At 69.4% G+C, this 19,652-nt stretch carries 21 protein-coding genes; 6 read left to right on the top strand and 15 right to left on the bottom strand.

The annotated features are described in order from the left end of the window. Positions 1-179: 179 nt before the first annotated feature. From OG589_RS20065 to OG589_RS20055, 3 genes are read left to right on the top strand one after another with little or no spacing between them, the layout of a single operon-like run. Complete coding sequence (locus OG589_RS20065) at positions 180-536, top strand: ArsR/SmtB family transcription factor (protein WP_405151198.1); 357 nt, start codon at positions 180-182, stop codon at positions 534-536. Next, positions 536-1,042, top strand: a complete 507-nt coding sequence (locus OG589_RS20060; protein WP_405151196.1) for an SRPBCC family protein — start codon at positions 536-538, stop codon at positions 1,040-1,042. The genes OG589_RS20065 and OG589_RS20060 overlap by 1 nt, the downstream gene beginning before the upstream one ends. Beyond that, positions 1,039-1,503 carry a VOC family protein gene (locus OG589_RS20055; RefSeq protein WP_405151194.1) on the top strand — a complete coding sequence of 155 codons (465 nt, stop codon included), beginning with the start codon at positions 1,039-1,041 and terminating at the stop codon, positions 1,501-1,503. Before OG589_RS20060 ends, OG589_RS20055 begins: the two co-directional genes overlap by 4 nt. Here OG589_RS20055 and OG589_RS20050 read toward each other — a convergent pair. After that, complete coding sequence (locus OG589_RS20050) at positions 1,500-1,955, bottom strand: DUF2716 domain-containing protein (RefSeq protein WP_405152078.1); 456 nt, start codon at positions 1,953-1,955, stop codon at positions 1,500-1,502. The two genes, OG589_RS20055 and OG589_RS20050, sit on opposite strands and share 4 nt — an antisense overlap. A 110-nt stretch (positions 1,956-2,065) precedes the next feature. Next, positions 2,066-2,245 carry an FAD-dependent oxidoreductase gene (locus OG589_RS20045; RefSeq protein WP_405152077.1) on the bottom strand — a complete coding sequence of 60 codons (180 nt, stop codon included), beginning with the start codon at positions 2,243-2,245 and terminating at the stop codon, positions 2,066-2,068. 108 nt (positions 2,246-2,353) lie between these two features. Here OG589_RS20045 and OG589_RS20040 point away from each other — a divergent pair, with 108 nt between their 5' ends. After that, the gene (locus OG589_RS20040; protein ID WP_405151192.1) at positions 2,354-2,713 is read left to right on the top strand and encodes a zinc-binding dehydrogenase; all 360 of its coding nucleotides are present in this window, start codon (positions 2,354-2,356) and stop codon (positions 2,711-2,713) included. Positions 2,714-2,772: 59 nt separating this feature from the next. Beyond that, on the top strand, positions 2,773-3,552 hold the full coding sequence (locus OG589_RS20035) for a GNAT family N-acetyltransferase (protein ID WP_405151190.1): 780 nt from the start codon (positions 2,773-2,775) through the stop codon (positions 3,550-3,552). Between the two features lie 205 nt (positions 3,553-3,757). Here OG589_RS20035 and OG589_RS20030 read toward each other — a convergent pair whose 3' ends face one another. From OG589_RS20030 to OG589_RS19985, 10 genes are all read right to left on the bottom strand, one after another. Further along, entirely contained in the window at positions 3,758-4,675 is a 918-nt protein-coding gene (locus tag OG589_RS20030; protein WP_405151188.1) for a glutathione S-transferase C-terminal domain-containing protein, read from the bottom strand. A 60-nt stretch (positions 4,676-4,735) separates the two neighbouring features. Further along, positions 4,736-6,061 carry an NtaA/DmoA family FMN-dependent monooxygenase gene (locus tag OG589_RS20025; protein ID WP_405151186.1) on the bottom strand — a complete coding sequence of 442 codons (1,326 nt, stop codon included), beginning with the start codon at positions 6,059-6,061 and terminating at the stop codon, positions 4,736-4,738. 83 nt (positions 6,062-6,144) lie between these two features. Further along, positions 6,145-6,672, bottom strand: coding sequence for an ATP-binding cassette domain-containing protein (locus tag OG589_RS20020; RefSeq protein ID WP_405151184.1), 528 nt, complete (start codon positions 6,670-6,672; stop codon positions 6,145-6,147). Then, positions 6,597-7,802 (bottom strand): ATP-binding cassette domain-containing protein, encoded by a 1,206-nt coding sequence (locus tag OG589_RS20015; protein ID WP_405151182.1) that lies wholly within the window; start codon positions 7,800-7,802, stop codon positions 6,597-6,599. Before OG589_RS20015 ends, OG589_RS20020 begins: the two co-directional genes overlap by 76 nt. Then, positions 7,799-8,728, bottom strand: a complete 930-nt coding sequence (locus OG589_RS20010; RefSeq protein ID WP_405151180.1) for an ABC transporter permease — start codon at positions 8,726-8,728, stop codon at positions 7,799-7,801. The genes OG589_RS20015 and OG589_RS20010 overlap by 4 nt, the downstream gene beginning before the upstream one ends. Beyond that, entirely contained in the window at positions 8,725-9,684 is a 960-nt protein-coding gene (locus OG589_RS20005) for an ABC transporter permease (protein WP_405151178.1), read from the bottom strand. The genes OG589_RS20010 and OG589_RS20005 overlap by 4 nt, the downstream gene beginning before the upstream one ends. Positions 9,685-9,717: 33 nt before the next feature. Beyond that, positions 9,718-11,346 (bottom strand): ABC transporter substrate-binding protein, encoded by a 1,629-nt coding sequence (locus tag OG589_RS20000; RefSeq protein WP_405151176.1) that lies wholly within the window; start codon positions 11,344-11,346, stop codon positions 9,718-9,720. Between the two features lie 389 nt (positions 11,347-11,735). Beyond that, positions 11,736-13,601: a CASTOR/POLLUX-related putative ion channel gene (locus OG589_RS19995; protein WP_405151174.1), complete on the bottom strand. Its 1,866-nt coding sequence runs from the start codon at positions 13,599-13,601 to the stop codon at positions 11,736-11,738. A 287-nt stretch (positions 13,602-13,888) separates the two neighbouring features. Next, positions 13,889-14,707, bottom strand: coding sequence for an SDR family oxidoreductase (locus tag OG589_RS19990; RefSeq protein ID WP_405151172.1), 819 nt, complete (start codon positions 14,705-14,707; stop codon positions 13,889-13,891). A gap of 111 nt (positions 14,708-14,818) precedes the next feature. Beyond that, positions 14,819-15,169, bottom strand: a complete 351-nt coding sequence (locus tag OG589_RS19985; RefSeq protein ID WP_405151170.1) for a hypothetical protein — start codon at positions 15,167-15,169, stop codon at positions 14,819-14,821. A gap of 235 nt (positions 15,170-15,404) precedes the next feature. On the opposite strand from OG589_RS19985, the gene OG589_RS19980 reads away from it, so the two are divergent. Then, positions 15,405-16,535, top strand: coding sequence for an AbrB family transcriptional regulator (locus OG589_RS19980; protein ID WP_405151168.1), 1,131 nt, complete (start codon positions 15,405-15,407; stop codon positions 16,533-16,535). 116 nt (positions 16,536-16,651) lie between these two features. Here OG589_RS19980 and OG589_RS19975 read toward each other — a convergent pair whose 3' ends face one another. From OG589_RS19975 to OG589_RS19965, 3 genes are all read right to left on the bottom strand, one after another. After that, positions 16,652-17,386, bottom strand: a complete 735-nt coding sequence (locus OG589_RS19975; RefSeq protein ID WP_405151166.1) for a hypothetical protein — start codon at positions 17,384-17,386, stop codon at positions 16,652-16,654. Between the two features lie 287 nt (positions 17,387-17,673). Further along, positions 17,674-18,363 carry a response regulator gene (locus OG589_RS19970; RefSeq protein ID WP_405151164.1) on the bottom strand — a complete coding sequence of 230 codons (690 nt, stop codon included), beginning with the start codon at positions 18,361-18,363 and terminating at the stop codon, positions 17,674-17,676. Continuing rightward, a complete protein-coding gene (locus OG589_RS19965) occupies positions 18,354-19,040 on the bottom strand; it encodes a sensor histidine kinase (RefSeq protein WP_405151162.1) in 687 nt (228 codons plus the stop codon). The genes OG589_RS19970 and OG589_RS19965 overlap by 10 nt, the downstream gene beginning before the upstream one ends. Between the last annotated feature and the right edge of the window lie 612 nt (positions 19,041-19,652).

The raw sequence follows: 19,652 nt of genomic DNA, 5'->3' as shown, positions 1-19,652 counted from the left end.
GCCTTGGTGAGCGCGGGCCTGATCTCGTGACGGTAGACCGGCTCTGTCGCTGCGTGCTGACGTGGGGGTGCGGGGGCAGAGCCCCCTGCGACAGTGCCGGCGTCAAGTCCGCAGTCCTTGACAGGGCCGAACCCAGCGCGATATAAACCATCTGGTTATAGAACCGGAAGGTAATTAACATGGCTGCCGACGTTCTCGACGCAACGTTCGCCGCACTGGCCGATCCGACCCGGCGAGCGATTCTGGCCCGGCTGATGGAAGGCGAGGCCACGGTGACCGAATTGGCCGCGCCGTTTGCGATGAGCCAACCGGGCATCTCCAAGCACCTGCGGGTGCTGGAGCGCGCCGGACTGATCTCTCGCGGACGCGACGCGCAGCGCAGGCCCTGCCGGCTGGAGGCCGGCCCGCTCAAGGACGCCATTGATTGGCTGGCGAGCTACCGCTCCTACTGGGAGGAGAGCTATCAGAGGCTGGACGACCTGCTCGGCGAACTCAAGCACGGCGGACCGAACGCCGTTGAACGGGAGAGCCCGTGATGTCGCGGCAGGAGAAGACGGAAGGTCTGACGGTACGGGCACTGTCCGACACCGACCTTGTGCTGACCAGGACGTTCGCCGCACCCCGCCGGCTCGTCTTCGACGCGTTCACCCGGCCCGAGCTGCTCCGGCGGTGGCACGGCGCGCGCGGCTGGCACCTTGTCGTCTGTGAGATCGACCTGCGTCCGGGCGGTGTCTGGCGCTTCGTGTCGCGCGGGCCGGGCGGTGCCGAGTTGGGCCACGGCGGGGTGTTCCGCGAGGTCGACGCGCCCGGCCGGCTGGTTCAGAGCGAGGTCTACGACGGCTGGGACGCAGGTGAGGCCCTCGTCACCACCGTCTTCGACGAGCAGGACGACCGGACCGCGATGACCACCACGGTGCGCTACCCCTCGCGGGAGATCCGCGACAGCGCGCTCCGTACCCCCATGAGACGCGGCGCGGACGAGGCGTACCAGCGTCTCGCCGAGATGCTCAACGAGACGACCTTGAAAGGCGAGCTGCGATGAACGACACCCAGCCCACGCAAGCCGAAATCCCGACCGACATCGCCGATATCCCGGCCGACCTCACCGCACCGCCCGTCCGTCCCGGCATGCTTCTCCTGGAGCTCGTCCCGGTGCCCGTCACGGACATCGACCGGGCCAAGGCCTTCTACGCTGACCGCCTCGGCTTCCGCGTGGACGTCGACGTGCGGCCCTCGGACGGGGTTCGAATCGTCCAGCTCACCCCACCGGGCTCGGCCTGCTCGATCGCCCTGACCGAGGGCATCTCATCCCTCGACATGCCGGTCGGCACGTTGCGTGGCCTGCACCTGGTAGTGAGTGACATCGAGGAGGCTCGCGAGGCACTCCTCGAGCGCGGTGCGGACGTGGGTCCGGTCGAGGACCTGGGCGGTGTCTACTACGCCCACTTCGCCGACCCGGACGGCAACACCTGGACTCTCCAGCACATGCCCTGGCGCGTCTAAAAGGAGCGGGCACGCTTAACCGGCGGCCAGGACGTCAGGAGTGGGCTCAAGGTGCTGATCAGCGGATCGCCGAAGATGCACAAGGTCTGTTCCCAGGGGTGGCCGAAAGTGCCGGTCGTCATGTCCTCGGACAGGAAGACGTAGTAGTCCCCGTTGGGAAAGATCTCGACGGGCCAGCGCGGATCGTCGTCGAGGGCCTGGCGGTGAGGCCAGAACCACCAGCAGGGGTGTTGCCAGTCGAGCACGAGCAGCCGTTGTGACGCCGTGAAGGCGCGGGTCATGGCCAGCAGGCCGAGAGCGTTGACGGCGTCCTCCGCGGCGGCGAACTGGGCTGGTTCGCTGGTGAAGATGGGGGCCAGGTCGATGGTCACCGACGGGGTCGGTTCGTTGAGGCGCCGGGGGCAACATCCGGCGCAGCACGTCCTGTGTCCGCCAGAACTCCAGCCGGCCACGCCCTTCACGAAGCCGGCCGTGTTCCCTGTCCTGCTCGTAGTAGGCGAGCAGTTCCCGTGTCACCGTCATACCTGATCATGGTGTGAGTCTTGCGCCGCGAGCAAATGGGTTACCCCCAAGCGCTTCGCCCGGCTTCAAGGCCGACGTACCCGCCGCCGACGATGACGGCCTTCTCGACCTCGCGGAGTTCGCCCTTGAGCACGTCGAGACCGGCGATCTCGCGGATGCTGTACACGCCCGCGAGGTCGTGGCCAGGCACCGGAAGGGCTCGGGCGCGATCTTTGCCGATTCCATGTAATACCTATTGAAATAATAGGTATTATGAACCCCGCCGGATCCAGCGCACCGCAACCCTCCGCACGCTGAACATCCGCACACTGAACAGGAGCCGTCTCCGATGCCCACTGCCTACGTGTTCACCGCACACGGCGGACCGGAGGTCGAGACCTTCGCCGACCTGCCTCGGCCCACACCCGGGCCGGGACAGGTGCTGGTCGCCGTCCGCGCCGCGGGAGTCAACCCGGTCGATTGGAAGCGCCGCGCGGGATTCCTGCCACCCGGCGCGCCCGAACCGCGGTTTCCGGTCGCGCGTGCCCGGACTCGCGCCGTCCTCGACACGGTCGCCGAGCTGGCCTCGGCGGGGGTGCTGCGACCGTTCGTCACCGCCGCCTACCCCTTGGCGCAGGCTCCGCGGGCGCTGCGTGCGGTCGAAGCCGGCCACGCCCGCGGCAAGATCGTCATTGAGATCGCCCCGTGAGCGAGCGAACCAAATGGGCACAGCGGCGTTTCGCTCACGTGCCCGACGGAGGAGGGCCCGTGAGCGCATCCATCGTCAGCGACCGTGACACCGAGCCGGACGGCGTCGCGGCCACCGGTGCTCAAGTAGACGCGGTCGAGACCAGTCGGCCGCACCCGCTCGACAACCCGGCCCGCTCCTCGCTGACCGGGCCGCACGCGCACTTCGCCGAGCGGCGCGGCAATGTTCTGCGCTACCCGGCCGACGTGTCGCCGTTCGTGGCTCTCCCCGAGGTCCCGACCGCGCAGGACTGGGCCGACATCGCCGCGCTGGCCGGCCCGGGCGGGCTCGTCCCGCTCGCCGGCGTCGCCGTCCCGCCCCCGGCCGGATGGGAGGTCGTGATGCGCGTTGCCGGCGTGCAGATGGTCGACGACGGCGTCGCCGCAGGTCCGGACGACGAGGCGATCCGGCTCACGGTGGCCGACGTGCCGGAGATGCTCGCCCTGATCGAGCGCACCAAGCCCGGTCCGTTCCTGCCGCGCACCATCGAGCTGGGTACCTACCTGGGCATCCGCCGCCACGGCGAGCTGGTCGCGATGGCCGGTGAACGGCTTCACCCGCCCGGCTGGACCGAGATCAGCGCCGTCTGCACCGACGCCGCCTACCGCGGGCAGAGCCTGGCGACGCGGCTCGTGCGCGCGGTCGCCGCCTGCATCCGGGCCCGCGGTGAAGCCCCGTTCCTGCACGCCGCCGCCGTCAACACCAACGCCATCCGCCTCTACGAGTCGCTCGGATTCCGGCTGCGCCGCACTGTGACGTTCCAGGCCGCCCGGGTCCCCGATGATGTCGCCGTCGGCTGAGTGGACGTCCGCGAACGTCAGCGTCGAGGCGGCGGTCGCGGACGTACCCCGCCGGGGCAACGTCATCGCCCGGCTCCCTGGCGCCGACGCGTGGCCGGACGACGTGCGCGGCCGGACGACGTGCGCGGCCGGACGACGTGCGCGGCCGGATCCATCCGGTGCTGGCCCGGGCCCGGTGTGGCCGCGGAGCCCCGGGGTGCGGCGGTCAGGCCGGCGGCCGGGCGGCCGGCGCGTGCCAGTCGGGTACCTCGGCGCCGGGCACCGTGAAGGACTCGAAGTCGGTGGTATCCCGGAAGGCCGGCACGGTGTAGAGATCCCGGGCGTACGCCCACAGGTGCGGGTACTCACGCAGGCCCGGGTTGATGGCGCGGTGGGCGTTGGGTCCGACGTCGTAGCGGACCAGGGTCACCCAGAGCCGGATGTCGGCCTCGGTCACCGTCGACCCGACCAGGTATCGCCGGGTCGCCAACCGCTCGTCGAGCGTGGCGAACGCGTCCAGCAGCGCGGCGCGGGCCCGTGCGCCGTCCGGGCCGGGCCGGCCGGCCGCGGCAGCGCCGTAGTTGACCGCCGGGCCGAGCCAGGCGTCGAGCTCCTCGATCTCGTCGCGGTGCCGCTCGGGGTAGGTGACCACGAGCGGCTCGGCGAGGTGCCGGAATCGGGTGCCGACGTCGATCCCGATGCCCTTGAAGTCGTTGCTGACCACGGTCGCGGTGGCCCGGTCCCACAGCGTCGGCACCGAGATGTGGCCGTCGAAGCCCTCCTCCGTCGCCTCGTAGGCTTCCCGCAGCAGGGTGAAGCCGTTGACCGGGTCCGGCCCATACAGCTCGCGGAACGCCCAGCCCCGCCCGTCCCGTACGTTGTCCACGTACGAGACGCTGACGACGTCGTCGAGGCCGGCGAGGGCCCGGGCGATCGTCACCCGCTGCGACCACGGGCAGAACCAGCCCGCGTACAGGTGGTACCGGCCGGCGCGCGGCGTGAAGCCGGTCGGGCCGTCCTCGGTGATCCGGCCGGTGAATCGGTAGAGCGGGCGGGGGTCGTCGGCCCGGCGGGTGACGTGGTACTCCCCGTAGGTCGTGGTGTCGACGGGGCTGGCCAGCCTGAACTGAGACAGTCTTGACATGGGATACCTCCGAAAACCGGAGCACTGGAACCCCTCCAAATCCTACTTGGAATGTAGGTTTTAGGTCCAGCCTCCGGGTGCCCGCCTGGACGCGGGGAAATCGGCCGGCGGTTCGAGGCCGAGATTCTCGCGGAAGGTCGTCCCGGTGTAATCCGGCTTCACAATCTTTCGCTTGCGCAGCTCGTGCAGCAATCCGTTCACGACGAAGTCGTGCTGGACGGGATCGGCCAGGCCCTGCAGGGCGATGACATCCAGGACGCCGGCGCGGAACCGCTCCTCGATGGCGTCCGCGAGTTGTTCCGGCGTGCCGGCGACGGACCAGTGGCCGGTGTCCTGCGCGGCGATGATCAGCTCCCGGAGCGTGTAGCCGCTGCGGACGTACTCGCTGAAGATCTCGACCCGTCCGCGCCGGCGGTTCACCGAGGAGAGCGCCGGTAGCAGGCTCTCGGGGAGCTTCTCGTCCAGCTTGGCCTCGGACAGGTCGATGCCGCCACCGAACATGTCCGCGAGCTGTTTGCGGCCGAGCTCGAAGTCGATCGACTCGTGCCTCTCCAGGACCAGGCGTCGCGCCTCGGCCTCGGCGCCGTAGGTGGCGTGGAACGAGCTGAAGATGAGCGGAAGCCCGGGGCGGCGCCCGAGCTGCGCGGCGAGGCCTCGGACCTTGTCGGTGTAGTCCCGGGCGATCGCCATGGTGGGGAGGGCGGTGAAGACGATCTCGGCGTACCGGGCGCCGAGCGCGATCCCTGCCTCCGATTGCCCGGCCTGGATCTGCACCGGGCGCCCCTGCGGCAGCGGGGGGATGTTCAGCGGTCCAGCCACGGTGAAGTACTGGCCGGCGTGGTCGATCGGCCGGACCTTGGCGGGGTCCAGGATCGCCCGGCCGTCCGGGCCTGTCCGGAGGGCTTCGGGGCGCCAGCTGTCCCAGAGCGCGTTGACCACCTCGAGCGACTCGGCCGCGCGCGCGTACCGCTCCTCCGGGCTGGGCAGGTCGCCGGGGCCGAAGTTCTCCTCCCCGATCGAGGAGGTGACCAGGTTCCAGGCGGCCCGGCCGTTGCTGACGTGGTCGAGCGTGCCGAACATCCGGGCGAGGTTGTACGGGTGGTGGAAGGTGGTCGAGACGGTGGCGATCAGGCCCACGTGGGTGGTGACCTGGCTGAGCGCGGCGACGTAGATCAGTGCTTCCTGGGACCCGATGGTCCCCTGCGCGCCGAAGGTGAGCAGGTCCGGGGCGAAGAGGGCGTCGATCCTGGCCGCCTCGGCGAGCTTCGCGACCCGTACGGCTGTGTCCAGGGTCGAGCGGTCCGGGTCGAGCGCCAGCTCGTACGTACCCGGGTGGCCGCCCGCACCGGTGACCGTCCGGAGCGTGCGGGGTTGGTTCGTCGTCACAGGTGCCGTCCTCTGCGAGTCGAGGGTGGGTGGTCCGGCGGGTCCGCTCGACCGGGCCCGCCGGCGGGCCGGGTGCGCAGGGGTCAGGCATACCGCCCGCCGGGGATGGCCGCGAGCAGCTCGCGGGTGTAGGCGTGGGTCGGGCGGTCGAAGAGTTCGCCGGTCGTGCCGATCTCGACGATCCGGCCGGCCCGCATGACGGCCACCCGGTGGGCGATCTGCCGCACCACGGCGAGGTCGTGGGAGATGAACAGGTACGCGACGCCGGTGGCCGCCTGCAGTTCGGCGAGCAACTCGAGGACCTGGGCCTGCACCGAGACGTCCAGCGCGGAGACCGGCTCGTCGCAGACCACGAGGTCCGGGGAGAGCGCCAGTGCCCGGGCGATGGCGACCCGCTGGCGTTGCCCACCGGACAGTTCCGCGGGCCTGCGGTCCAGGACCGAGGCCGGCAGCGCGACCCGGTCGACGAGCTCGCGGGCGCGCGCCCGCCGGGAGGCCCGGTCGCCGACGCGGAACACGCGCAACGGTTCGGTGATCACCTCGCTGATCGGGAAGCGCGGGTCGAGCGACGCGTACGGATTCTGGTAGATGAGCTGGGCACGCCGGCGCAACCGGCGCAACGCCTCCCCCGGGCCCGGGTGATCTCCATGCCGTCGAAGGAGATCCTCCCGGCGCTCGGCTCCACCAGGCGCAGGACCAGGCGGGCCGTCGTCGACTTGCCGGAGCCGGACTCGCCGACGAGGGCGAAGGTCTCGCCCCGGTTGATCGAGAAACTCACGTCGTGCACCGCGCGCACCGACCGCGTGGCGCCGCCGGCCACCCGGGGGAGCGGGAACTCCTTGGCCAAGTTCTCGACCGTCACCAGGGGCCGGTCGGCCGCCGCCCGGCCCGGAGCGGGCCGCGGCGGCGCGGCCGGGCGGGCGACCGCCAGGCTCGGGGCGCTGCGCAGCAACTGCCGGGTGTACGGGTGGCTCGGCTGATCGAGGATCTGCCGGGTCGGTCCGGCCTCGACCACCCGGCCGCGCGACATCACCACGATCCGTCGCGCCCGGTCGGCGGCGATGCCGAGGTCGTGGGTCACCAGCAGGACGGCCGTGCCGAGCGCCTCGGTCAGGCTCTGGATATGGTCGAGGATCAGCCGCTGGACGGTGACGTCGAGCGCGCTGGTCGGCTCGTCGGCGATGATCAGCTTCGGCTTGGCGGCGATCGCCATGGCGATCAGTACCCGCTGTCGCATCCCGCCGGAGAGCTCATGCGGGTACTGCCGGGCCCGGACGGCCGGGTCGGGCAGACCTGCCCGCTCCAGCAGATCGACGGCGTCCAGCGGCGCGGAGCGGCGGTCCGCCAGGCCGTGCAGCCGCAGCACCTCCGCCACCTGGTCACCGATGCGCTGCACCGGGTTGAGCGACACGGTCGGGTCCTGTGGGATGAGCCCGATCTGAGCCCCCCGGACCAGCCGCAGCTCCCGCTCGGGCAGGCCGGCGAGGTCCCGCCCGCCGAACCGGATCCGGCCGGCGTCGATCCGGCCGGTGCCGGGCAGCAGGCCGATGACCGCGTGTGCCGTCGTGCTCTTGCCGGAGCCCGACTCGCCGACGACCGCGACGATCTCACCGGCGCGGACCGTCAGGTCCACGCCGTCGACGGCGTGGACCACCCCCGACCGCGACCGGTAGGAGACCGCGAGGTCGCTGATTTCGAGGAGGTCCTCCGGCATCACGGCCGGACCGTTCGGCGTGCTCATCGCTGGGTCGTCAACTCTCCGTCGAGGGCGCGGGCGATCCGGTTGGTGGCCAGGACGGTGGCCGCGACCATCAGGCCGGGCAGCGTCGAGAGCCACCACGCGTTCGCCAGGTAGTTCCGGCCGGTGGAGATCAGGGTCCCCCACTCCGGGGCGGGCGGTGGGGCGCCGTACCCGAGGAAGCTCAGCGACGACACGGCCAGGACCGCGATGCCGAATTCGAGGGTGGCCAGGACGAGCACCGGGCCCATGGCGTTCGGCAGCACGTGCCGGAGCAGGACCGAGTACCAGCGGGCCCCGGTGGAGCGGGCGGCCTCGACGTAGACGGCCTGGCGTACCCGCAGCACCTCCGCCCGCATCACCCGGGCGAAGCTCGCGACGCTGGCGAGACCGACTGCGACGGCGACCTTGACGGTGCCGAAGCCGAGCGCGGTGACCAGGGCGAGGGAGAGGAACAGCGCGGGTATGGCCAGCAGCACGTCGACGATCCGCATCAGCACGTCCTCGCCCCACCGGCCGACGAAGCCGGCGACCAGCCCCATCGTGCCGCCGACGACGAAGGCGACCCCGACCGCGATCAACGTCGCCTTGAGGGAGAGCGCCGCGCCGTGCACGACCCGTGAGTAGAGGTCCCGCCCGAGCTCGTCGGTGCCGAACCAGTGCTGGGCACCGGGGCCCTGGAACCGGTCGACGGGTACCCCGAGCAGGGGGTCGCGCGAGGTGAACAGCGTCGGCCAGAAGGCCGCCAGCACAACGAGGGCGACCACCAGGGTGGAGAGCACCAGCCCGGGACGCCGCAGCAAGAACCGGATCATCCGCCGCACCTCGGCGCCGCGGATGACGCCCGGCTCGACCGGTTCCGGGTGGTGCGGTCGGTCCGGGTCCGGCCCGGTCCCCGGCAGCACTTCGCCGGCCAGCGATTGACTCATCCGGTACTCCTTGGCCGGGCGGCGGCGACGACGATTCGCGGATCGAAGAGCGGGTAGATCAGGTCGACGGCGAGGTTGGCCAGCACGAAGGTCAATGCGCCGAAGACCACGACGCCCTGGACCACCGGAATGTCCTGCACCGTCACGGCGCTGACGGTCTCCCGGCCGACGCCGTTGCGGGAGAAGACCGTCTCGACGACGACCGAGCCTGCCATCAGGTTGCCGACCAGGATGCCGACCATGGTGAGCGCCGGCAGGGCGGCGTTGCGCAACGCGTGGCGCAGGTGGACCCGGATCCGGCCCGCGCCCTTGGCCCGGGCGGTCTGCACGTACGGCTCGTCGAGCGTGGTCAGCAGGCTCTTGGCGAGCAACTGTGTGAGCATCGCGCCGGTCGGTACGGCGAGGGTGACCGCCGGCAGGATCAGGCTGGCCGCGCCCTCGTCGCCGAACGCGGGCAGCAGCCGGAGCCGGAACGACAGGAGCTGGACGAGCATCAGGCCGATCCAGAAGGTGGGCAGCGACACGCCCAACGCCGGCAGCGACACCAGCAGCTGACGCAGCCAGCTGTGGGCGGTGTAGGTCGCGTACAGGGCCAGCGCACCGCCGACGAGGACGGCCAGCACCAGGGCGGCGGCCGTCAGTTGCAGCGTGTAGGGCAGCGCGTCGGCCAGCGTCGAGGTCACCGGCCGCCCGGTCGCCACCGAGTTGCCGAAGTCGCCGCGCACCGCCCGGCCCAGGTAGCCCAGGTACTGGACAAGGATCGGCCGGTCGAAGCCGTACTCCCGGCGCAGCGCCTCGAGCTGCGCCGGGTCGATGGCGGCCTGGTCGAGCCCGCCGGCGGCCATCGCCGAGACCGGATCGCCGGGCAGGAAGTCGAGTACCAGGAAGGAGACCGTGTAGGCCGCCCACAGCACCACCACCGCCTGCCCGAGGCGACTGGCTAGATATCGACGCATGCTCGGTTGCTCCTCCCGCCCGCCCCCGGCCCCCTAGCTCTTCCAGGTGTCGTGCAGCTGGATCCGGCTGGACGCCTCGAAGTCCAGGTCGTGGACCCGCTTGGAGACGCCGAGCTCGGTGGTCAGCTCCACCACCGGGATGATGTACGCGTTCTCGACGATCAGCCGCTGGGCCTGGCTGACCAGGGCTTGGCGCTTCGTGGTGTCGGTGGTGGCGGCCTGTTCGGCCAGCACGGTGTCCAGCTCGCCGGCGTGGAGCCGGTACACGTTGGCCAGTGCGGTCGAGTAGCTGCTGCGCAGGATGTCCGGGTCGGCCCGGGTGATGTTCCCCCACAGCGCGTCGAAGTCGCCGGACTGCTGTATCTGGGTGATCTGGGCGATCGGCTGCTCCCGCAGCTGGATCTCGACGCCGACCGCCTTGAGCTGCTGCTGGATCAGTTCGAGGGTCGGCCGGTTCGTCGCGGCGTTGGCGAACCAGTTGACCGTCAGGCTCAGCCGGACGCCGTCCTTGGTCCGGATGCCGTCGGCACCGGGCCGCCAGCCGGCCGCGTCCAGCAGCGACGCGGCCTTGCCGGGATCGGCCGCGAGCTGCGCGCTGAGGTCCGTGTAGAACGGGGTGGTGTGGGCCAGGATGCTGGTCGCAGGCTTGCTGCCGGTCGGGAAGATCGTGTCGACGATCTGCTGCCGGTTGATCGCCGCCTGGATCGCCTGGCGCACCGCGGGGTCGCGCGACAGCGGCCGGGAGTTGTTGAGCCCCAGGTTGAACACCACACCCGGGTTGGCCCGCGCCTGCAGGGTGACGTTGCCGCTGCCCTGCAACGTGCTCTCGTCGGCGAGGCCGACGCTGCCGATGGCGTCGACCTGTCCGGACTGGAGGCCGCCGGTGCGGACCCCGGCCTCCGGAACGATGGTGAACACCACCTTGTCCAGGTAGGCCTCGCCGGGCTTGCCCCACAGTGACGACCCCCAGTTGTAGCCGGTGCGCCTGGCCAGGGTGATCGACTGGTTCGCCCGGTATCCCTCCAGCGTGAACGGGCCCGACCCGGCGATCCCCTCGGTGCAGCGCTGGTCCGCCGTCTTCCGGGCGCTCGCCGACGAGACCAGGCCGAGCGAGAAGGTCGACGTCGCCTGCAGGAACTGGGCGTTGGGCTGCTTGAACGAGACCTCCGCGGTGAGCTCGTCGACGACCCTGGTGCCGGTGTACCCGCTGAGGTAGCCGATCGCGAGGCTAGCCTTGGCGCCGAGCTTGGGCGCGGTGTCGAAGGTGTCCTTGACCGCCTGGGCGTTGACGGGCGTCCGGTCGCTGAACGTGGCGCCCGGACGGAGGTGGAAGGTGAAGGTCCGCGCGTCCGGGCTCACTTCCCAGCGCTCCGCGAGCCAGGGAACGATCTTGCCCGTGGCCGGATCCTGGTCGGTCAGCGAGTCGACGATCTGCCGCAGGGCGTAGATGGTGTCGTTGCTGCCGACCTGCTGCGGGTCGACGCAGCCGGCGTACGACCCGACCGCCAAGGTCAGCGTTCCGCCGGCCTTGGCGGCGTTGCCGTCGGCGCTGGCGGTTCCGCCGCCCGAGCCGCAGGCGGCGGTCAGCAGGATCGACCCGGCCACGGCGAGCGTCGTGATCAGCCGCCGGCGGACCACGGTGGACTGTGGGGCTCGTTGCACGTGTACTCCACTCGAATCGAGAGAGGCGCCGAGGTCGCCCCCGTGCTGGGCTGGCCGGGGCGTGCTGTCGCCCGGGCATGCGGTTCAGCGGTCGCTCAGCCGCGACAGAGGGAACTCGTGATCCGCTGCAGGTCGATGTGGCGGCGGGAGAAGCTCAGCAGGGAACGGCTCGAAGCGGCCTCGGGCGCGACGACGTACACCTGCGTGGGCAGCAATGTTCGCCTCCTCGTCGGCCGCACTGTACGGCCCGTCAGCTCGCGTCGGCGCACCACATCGTGCCGCCGGGGCAGGCCCGGCCGGGCCTGACCTCTCGCCGCGCTCATGGTAGGCAGCCGGTAATATTTAAGTCAATACCTATAGGAAAAGTAGGAAATTAGCGCCTTGCATCGTCACTCTTCGGCCAGCACGATGACGTTGTCATCCGCTCCGAGGCTCAGGGGCGTTGTCTTGGGCGGATTCAGGCTCACTCCGTAGGAGGGCGGCTGGTCGCCGTGGCGCTTGAGCCGGTAGCCGATGGCGGTCTGTCCCCGCCGTTTGGCCGCCTCGATGACGGTGGCGAAGTTGGTGTCCATGCCGGGGGTGACGTAGTCGGACGCGGGCCTGAGGTAGATCTCCGATCCGGACGGGTCGAAGAGCTGGGTGAAGACCCCGTGGAGGTGGCGGTTCTCGGCGAGCTGGGTCAGCAGCAGGCTGATCATCTTGGTGCTCACGATGAAGTCGTCGGCCTTGGTGACCTGGAAGACCTCGCGGTTGTTGTCATCGTTGATCTCGGTCACGATGGAGTACGGGTCGCCGAGCCGTACCTCGATGTCGCGCAGGTGGAGCAGCGTCACCAGCGTGCGGTCGTCGGCATGGTCTGGATCGACGCTGTCGTCCGACAGCACGATGACGTGCTTGTAGCCGCCCAGGTCGAGCGCCTCCAGCGATCTTCTGCTGGTGGGTTGGCAGTGCTTGTAGCCGACGGTCAGGCGCTGTCGTCCGGTTTCCAGGACGTGGTCGGGTCTGCGCGGGGCGGCGATGTCCACCACCGAGTCGCACTCGACGAGACGCTCCAGCAGGTCGATGATCTTCGTGGCCCGGGAGTTCCAGCCGATCAGCAGGGTGCGGTCGGGCACCGGCGGCTGGTCGGGGACCGAGGTGATCGCCTCTTCCTCGATCGGGGGAGGGGAGTCGGCCAACTGGATGAGCAGGTCGTCCTCTGCGAGCACGATCATGTGATCCTTGGGGTCGATGGAGGTGTCCATCGGAGGGTTGAGGACTACTCGTCCATCGATCTTGCGCAGCCCGATCGGGACGCCGAGGTCGTAGGCGTTGAGCGCCTGGCCGTAGGTCGACCCGACCAACGCGGGCTCGGGCCGGATGTAGATCTCGTTCCCGGCGAAGTCGAGCAGGTCGGTGCAGACCGTGGACAGGCCCGACTGGCGGTGTGACTGCACGACGAGGCGCACGGCGATGTCGTCGGCGTCGATCACCAGGGCCGCCTCGCCGCCGGCCAGGCGGGCGGCGGCGAAGTTCTCCGAGTCCTGCACAGCGGCGACCACGTGCGGGCGGACCCCGCGCCAGGGCCGATTGCTCAGCAGCAGCAGTGCCTTGATCACGTCGATGTCGGCGTCCTCGCCAGAGGGTGGCAACACCATGATCGCCTTGGCCGTGTCCGGGCTCACCAGCTCCAGATCAGCTCGTTTGAGCGGGCTGCCGGAGCGGCAGATCACCCGCGTGCGGCCCGTCTCGCCCAGGCGGGATCTGATCTCGTGGTCCATGTCGGCCTTGTCGCGGTCGGCGAGGATGACCACGCGGGAACGCCGCTGGCCCTGGTTGGCCTTGACGAGCTCCTCGATGACGGTGAACACCTGCTCCGACCAGCCGAGCAGGATCGTGTGGCCGTGCTCGATGAGGCGGGACCTGCCCTTGCGGAGCTGGGCGATGCGGTTCTCCAGGCCGGTGGTGAGCACACCGATCAGCGAGCTGACGATGAAGATGCCGCCGATGGTGACGGTGAGCATCAGGGCCAGGAACACCGGGCTGCCGGTGTCGCCGCCCATGGTGCCGGGGTCGATGGCCCGCATCAGGGTCATCCACGTGACGCCCAGCCAGCCGCCGTTGTTGCGGGTGTCCACGTGGGTGAAATTGACCACCAGGGCGGTGACCAGCGCGATGAGCACGATCGATGCCAAACCCAGCCAGCCGATGAGGGCGGGTGTTCCGCGGTCCATCGTGCCGTCGAACCAGTACCGCAGGCGATCACGCAATCTCATCCGCACTGCTGATGCTCCCCCGTCCATCGTCATCACAGCAAAACCGGCGCCTGAAGGCCGCCGAGTAACGATCATTGAAGCAAGCATGGCAGCCGGCTCAGATAGCCGGAGTCCACATCGACATGGCGCTACCCTCGCACCGGACCCTTCTGGTGTCCTCTGCCATAGGTGTGGCCTCCGGCGCGATCCGCGATTCCGCGGTGCCCGCACTCGAGCTGAACAACAGCAGCCAGTCCAACCCGCGCGGTGATCACACTCCCGGACGGGCCTTTTGCCATGGTCAATCGTTACGTCAGGAACTCCCGTGCGCCACGCAGCCTCGTCCCAAGGCGTCGCTGTGTCATGGCGCAGTTCAGCCGCACATCGAGGGGTCCAGGGAGATCGGTGTCAGCGCGGCGGCCGTAAGGCAAACGGCCCACGTCCAGGCCATCACGACGGGCGATGAGCCGGCCGAGTTCGTATCGGCTGACCGCATCGGCTCCGGCGACGTGGTGAATCCCGTGATGCTGGGAACGCCCGAGCTCCAGGAGCGCCGCGGCCAGATCGCTGACGTGGACGGGGCAGCGAACATCGTCGGTGAACAGCACTCCACGCCCATGGCCGGTGGCCAGGGAATGCACCAGTTCCTCGTGCGCAGAGCCACCAGCACCGATGATCAAAGATGTGCGAGTGATCACCGCGCCCGGTGCCACTGCCTTCACCGCCACCTCGGCGGCCGCCTTCGCCGCACCATAAGGGCTCACCGGATCAGGGACGCACTCCTCGTCATAGTCCATCGCCGTACCGGAGAAGACCGCATCGCTGGAAACATGGACCAAGCGGCCACCGGCCATGGACGCGGCAATGGCGACATGCGCGGCGCCATCCGCTGTCGTCGTCCAATCCTTGTTCCGGTAGGCGGCGTTGACGATCAGGTCCGGCTGGAGTGTGCCGATCAGGCGGACGGCATCCTCACGGCGACGAACATCGAGCGGCAACCAGTCGACCCCGGGTACCTCTCTTGGGCGGGTCAGATAGGTTGCGGTCACCTCATACCCGGCTGACACGGACTGCCGTACGAGTTCGCTGCCGAGCAGGCCGCTAGCACCGACGATGAGGATTCGCATGGCCGGTCACCGTAGCTCATCGCGCTGATGAACGCTGCTCGCCTCGATGTACCGAAAGGGGCAGAGCGCTCATTGCCGGCGCCGGTCTTCTTGTGCTGTCCAGAGGGAACATCATGCGCCGGTGCAGTCGCCATCCTCGTCGGCGGCTCGCTTGATCCGCGCGACCGCGCCCTGGACGGTCAGCGGCTCATGCAGCCGGTCGAGCGCCCATTCATGCAGAGCGGCGAGCGTGTTGCCCACACCGTCCCCGCGTGACAGCGGAGCGCCGGCGAACTGGGCCTGGCCGCCCGCGCGATGCGGCACCACGACGAGGCGGCGCGCCAGCTCGTTGGCGACCGCCGCGCCGTAGTCGTTCCTCACGATGTGCAGGGACAGGTCGAGGGCGGCCCCCTTGCCCGCCGAGGTCAGCACCGATCCCTCATCGACGTAGAGCACGTCCGGTTCGACCTTCAGTCGTCGCACGCCAGGTGCGCGCCGCCTCGTCGCGTGCGCCCACCTCGGCGACTCGGGCCAGGAGAAGCTCGGCAAGCAGCCCGCCAGGGCCACCGTCCCGGAGCCAGGCGGCCGCTTGCACCGCCTGAGATCCATTATCTGGCCAAGATTTGGCGAAGGGCCAGACGCGGCGTCGAGTGCCATCCATAGGTCTTCATAGCGTGGCAGTGTGGGCGGAACCTTCCGAGGTGTGAACTCCAGGCGCGTGTCGCCTCTGTCCGCCTCCGCTGGTTACCGGCGCTGGGTGTGCTGGCTGGGGCTGATCTTGGCGGCGTTCGCCGCCGGTGAGATCGCCGAACCGGTGCTGCCCGCTCCTCATCTGCTCACCCCGCTGCTGGCAGGTCTGGCCCTCGCGGTGCTCGGGCTCATCGCCCACCAGGTTCCCGGCGGGCTCAACCGCGCTTGCCAAGCCGCGCTCGGAGTCCTGATGGGCAGCTATCTCAATCCGGCCGGCTTGCACCAGGCCGCCGCGGCCATGCTCCCTCTGTCCGTCGTCACCGCGGCCACCATCCTGCTCAGCCTGGGCGCCGCCGCCGTCATGGCACGCATGGGGCATGTCGACTGGCCCAGCGCCACGCTCGGGATGGTGGCCGGGGGCTCGGCCGCTGTCGTCTCCATCGCCGGTGACCTGAACGCCGACGGCCGCCTGGTGGCCTTCCTGCAGTACCTGCGCGTCGCGATGGTCGCCGCGACCGCCCCGCTCCTGGTGAGCTGGCTGCTCGCCTCCCACTCGGCCGCGAGTCCCCTGCTCGACACCGACGGCGAACTGGGACCGGTCGTCACCGGCGCTCACCAAAGCGTCGGGCTGATCCTGCTGGCCTCCGTCGCGCTCGCCGGCACCCTGATCGGCCGCGCCGTACGCCTGCCGAGCCCCGCACTCCTCGGTCCTATGCTGCTCACCGCCGCTCTCACCCTCAGCGGCACGGTCGAGGGCTTCGCTCCCACCGGCTTCCTGCGCACCGTCCTGTTCACCGTCATCGGCCTGGACATCGGCCTGCGCTTCACCCGTCCCGCCCTGGCACGTGTAGGCCGTCTGCTGCCCCTGGCCGTGGCCTGCACGATCACGGTCAGCGCCGCCTGCGCCATACTGGCGTGGCTGCTCGCCACCATGGAGCACATCCCTCTCGCCGACGCCTACCTCGCCACCACTCCCGGCGGCATCAACGCCGTTCTCGCCACGGCCGTCGCCACCCACGCCGACGTCTCGCTCATCTCGGGCGTGCAGAGCTTCCGGCTTTTCACCATGGTCTTGCTCGCTCCCTTGCTGATCCGCCTCAGCCGTGGTGAAGGTCAGCGGAGGGGAGGCCCAGGAGACGCCTCCCAGGCGGAGCCGTAGTGGCCGTTGCCGTAGTTCTCGTTGCCGATCTCCCAGTACTTCACGCCGTACGACTTGAGGATCTTGATGCTGCCGCGATCGTGATCGGGGCGGGCGGGGGCGTCAAGGACGAGATTTCAGGACGGAAGCGGCTCCCTGCGCAGCCTCGTGATCGCACTTGGCAAGGCGCTCAACGTCTGTTCCCGGCTGCTATAGGTGAGGAAAAGGGTGTCGTCGCGATTCGCCGGAGGAAATGAACCGGAATAGCAAAGCTCTGTCCTCGCGAAACCGTACGCGGCTAAAAGGTCCTGCTTGCGGGCGTTCTTCAAGAACACGATTCCGGTGTCCCAGTCGCTTCTGAACAGCTCGATCGTCAGTATCTTGGCCAGGGGGAGCAAGACGCCCGGTAATCCTTTTCCCCGCCAGCTCGGGTGGACCCAGTGTCCACCGTAGTGTGCCACCGCGCCGGAGATGACCGGCGTATCCGGAGGCAGAACGAGATCCAGCGGCCCGCCCATTCCCGCGGGGAGCGGATCGAACCACAGCCTCATGGAGCTTATGTGCCGGACGAAGTCGTCAGTGTGGACCATCCGCACCGCGATGCACGCAACGGTTCGTCCGCCGCAGTCCTTGACATCCAACCAGTAGCTGTTACATGGAGAAATGGGACTGCGCTCTGGATCGAAAGTAGGATTTATGCCATCGGCTTGCACTGCTGTCCGCATATGACGGACCCAGCCTGAGATGTCTTCGTCGTACCCCAGCGTCAGCCGCTGCCGGCTGAACCAGCCTTCGGATTCCCTGAGAAACTCGTTCAGCGCCGAGGCGACGGCCACCGACCTACGGCCTATCTCCAGGATCTCATCGAGCATGATTTCAACCTCCGAACTCCTTGTGCCGCGTGGGCCTCTTCAAATGCGGGAGCGCGAAACAGGTGGGGATCCCGGTATAGTGGACAAAATCTGAGCACTCGGACGCCGGCTGAGCCGTGTCCGCTGTTCGCCCAGGAACTCACGCCGTCCTTGTGAATCACTAGTGACCCCTTATCGAGGCCGATCCTCGTGGCGGAGATTCGCAGGCGGAGTCGCGGATGTTCAGCTTCATGCGGCCGGCGGGATGAAGTGGCGCGGGACTCTTGTGCGTGCCGCGTCGACGCCCCTCAGCTCGCCAGGTGCACACCGCTCTCCCGGCCCAGCCCGCTGCGAAGGTAGGTGAGAACGGCGAGGACGCGGACATTGACGTCCGCGCGCCCTTCGTTGTCGGCGAGTCCGAGCTTGTGGGAGATGGCTGTGATCCGCTTCTCGACGGTCTTCACGCTGTAGGCCAGGCGTCCGGCGATGGCGACGTTCGAGTAACCCTCCGCCACCAGCGACAGGACCTCGCGCTCGCCGGGAGTGAGGCGGTGCAGGGGATCGACCGTGCGACGGCGCTTCACCAGCCGTCCGACGACTTCCGGATCGATGACGACATGGCCCTGGGCGATGCGGTCGATCGCATCGAGGAGAGCACGCGCGTCCGGGACCCGGTCTTTGATCAGGTACCCGACGGCATGGTGGGCGGTCGACAGCAGGCGCATGGCATATGCGGTCTCCCCGTAGTGGGACAGGACCAGCAGCCCTGTGCGGGGATACCGGGCCCGGAGGACTTCGGCCGCGCACAGACCTTCGTCCCGCTGTCCGGGTGGGAGGCGGATGTCGAGGATGACGAGGTCAGGGGGAGCGGCGTCGACCAGACGCATCAGCTCGTCCACGGTGGCGGCCTGGCCCGTGACGGTGAGCCCGTTCTCGCTGAGCACCTCGCTGAGCAACTGGCGGAACAGGCCGGAGTCCTCGGCGATCATTATGCGCATGGCAGCTCCACTACTACTCGCGTTCCCCTGGCGAGGGGGCTTTCCAGCCGAAGAACGCCGGACAGCGCTTTGACCCGCTCGTCGAGTCCACGCAGGCCCGAGCCCTTGGTGGCGTCGGCGCCGCCGGCGCCGTCGTCGGTGACCTCGATCAGCAGGCGCCGGTCGCGCTGCTCGACTTTGACCCCCGCCCGCGTGGCGTTCGCGTGCTTGTAGGTGTTGCTCAGCGCCTCGGCGATGATGAAATAGGCGGGCTGTTGGACATGTTCCGCCCAGCGCACCGCAGGGACGCTTACGGTCACCGGGATGGGCGCGCGCTCGGCCAGCTCCTCCACGGCCACGCACAGCGTCTGCTCGGCAAGGGCCGCGGGATATATCCCCCAGGCGGTCTCGCGCAGTTCCCTGATGACTTCGGAGAGCTGCGCGGCCGCGTCGGCGAGCCGCGGGTCGGGCCGATCTCCCGGCGGCCTGTCCACCGATCGCTGGACCATCATGGAGATCGCCAGAAGTCTGTGCTGCACCCCGTCATGGAGATCCCGCTGGATGCGGCGGCGCTCGGCGTCGACCGCGGCGACGAGCCGGCCATGTGAGACCCGGACTTCGTCCCGCGTCTTGTGCAGCTCCTCGTGCAGGCGTGCGTTTTCAAGGGTCAGCCGCAGGAACGCCGTCGCCGCGTCCAAAGCTCGCCGGCGGCGGAGCCGCGGGTCGTGGAGCGAGGCGGCCAGAAGGCCCCGTCGCGTCGGCCGGTGCCCGGTGAGGAGCGCCGGTAGGTGCCGTGCGATCCTTGTGAGCCCCTGATAGAGGGCCGGCGGTGCGAGCCGTCCCCGTCGTGTCATCGGCACCGTGGCCCGGTCCCATCGCAGGGTGGCCGCTGGTTGACAGAAGGCCGTGTGCCGAGCATCGGGGCCGCTCCGGATCGGGCTGTCATGCGACGGAGTCTCCACACGCCGTCTAGTCGCTCACTTAAGACGAGGCTCGTCCCGGCCGGGCGCCGCTTCCACCGCCGGGCGTGACCCGGGGGCGGCGAATGGGTCTCCCGGGCGGATCGTCGGGATATCCCTCAGCGGGTATAGGGCATTCCCCATTGGCGTCCAGGGCGCGGAAAACGAGGCTGTGCATCGTTGACAGGGCGGGACCGAACCGTCCGATGAACACCGAAAGGAGGCGATGGCAATGGACACGCAGCGCGAGACCATCGTCGCGGTCCAGGAGAGCATGGTCGTCGAGGAGGCGGAGTTCGTTCCGGCCCTTCTCCAGGACTGCTGACGCTTTCTGGTCGAACCGCGGGGCCC

This window comes from Sphaerisporangium sp. NBC_01403, assembly GCF_045040145.1.
Taxonomy (GTDB): domain Bacteria; phylum Actinomycetota; class Actinomycetes; order Streptosporangiales; family Streptosporangiaceae; genus Sphaerisporangium; species Sphaerisporangium viridialbum.
The sequence above is the reverse complement of the archived record's forward strand: the minus strand, read 5'-3'. Positions and strand labels throughout refer to the sequence as shown.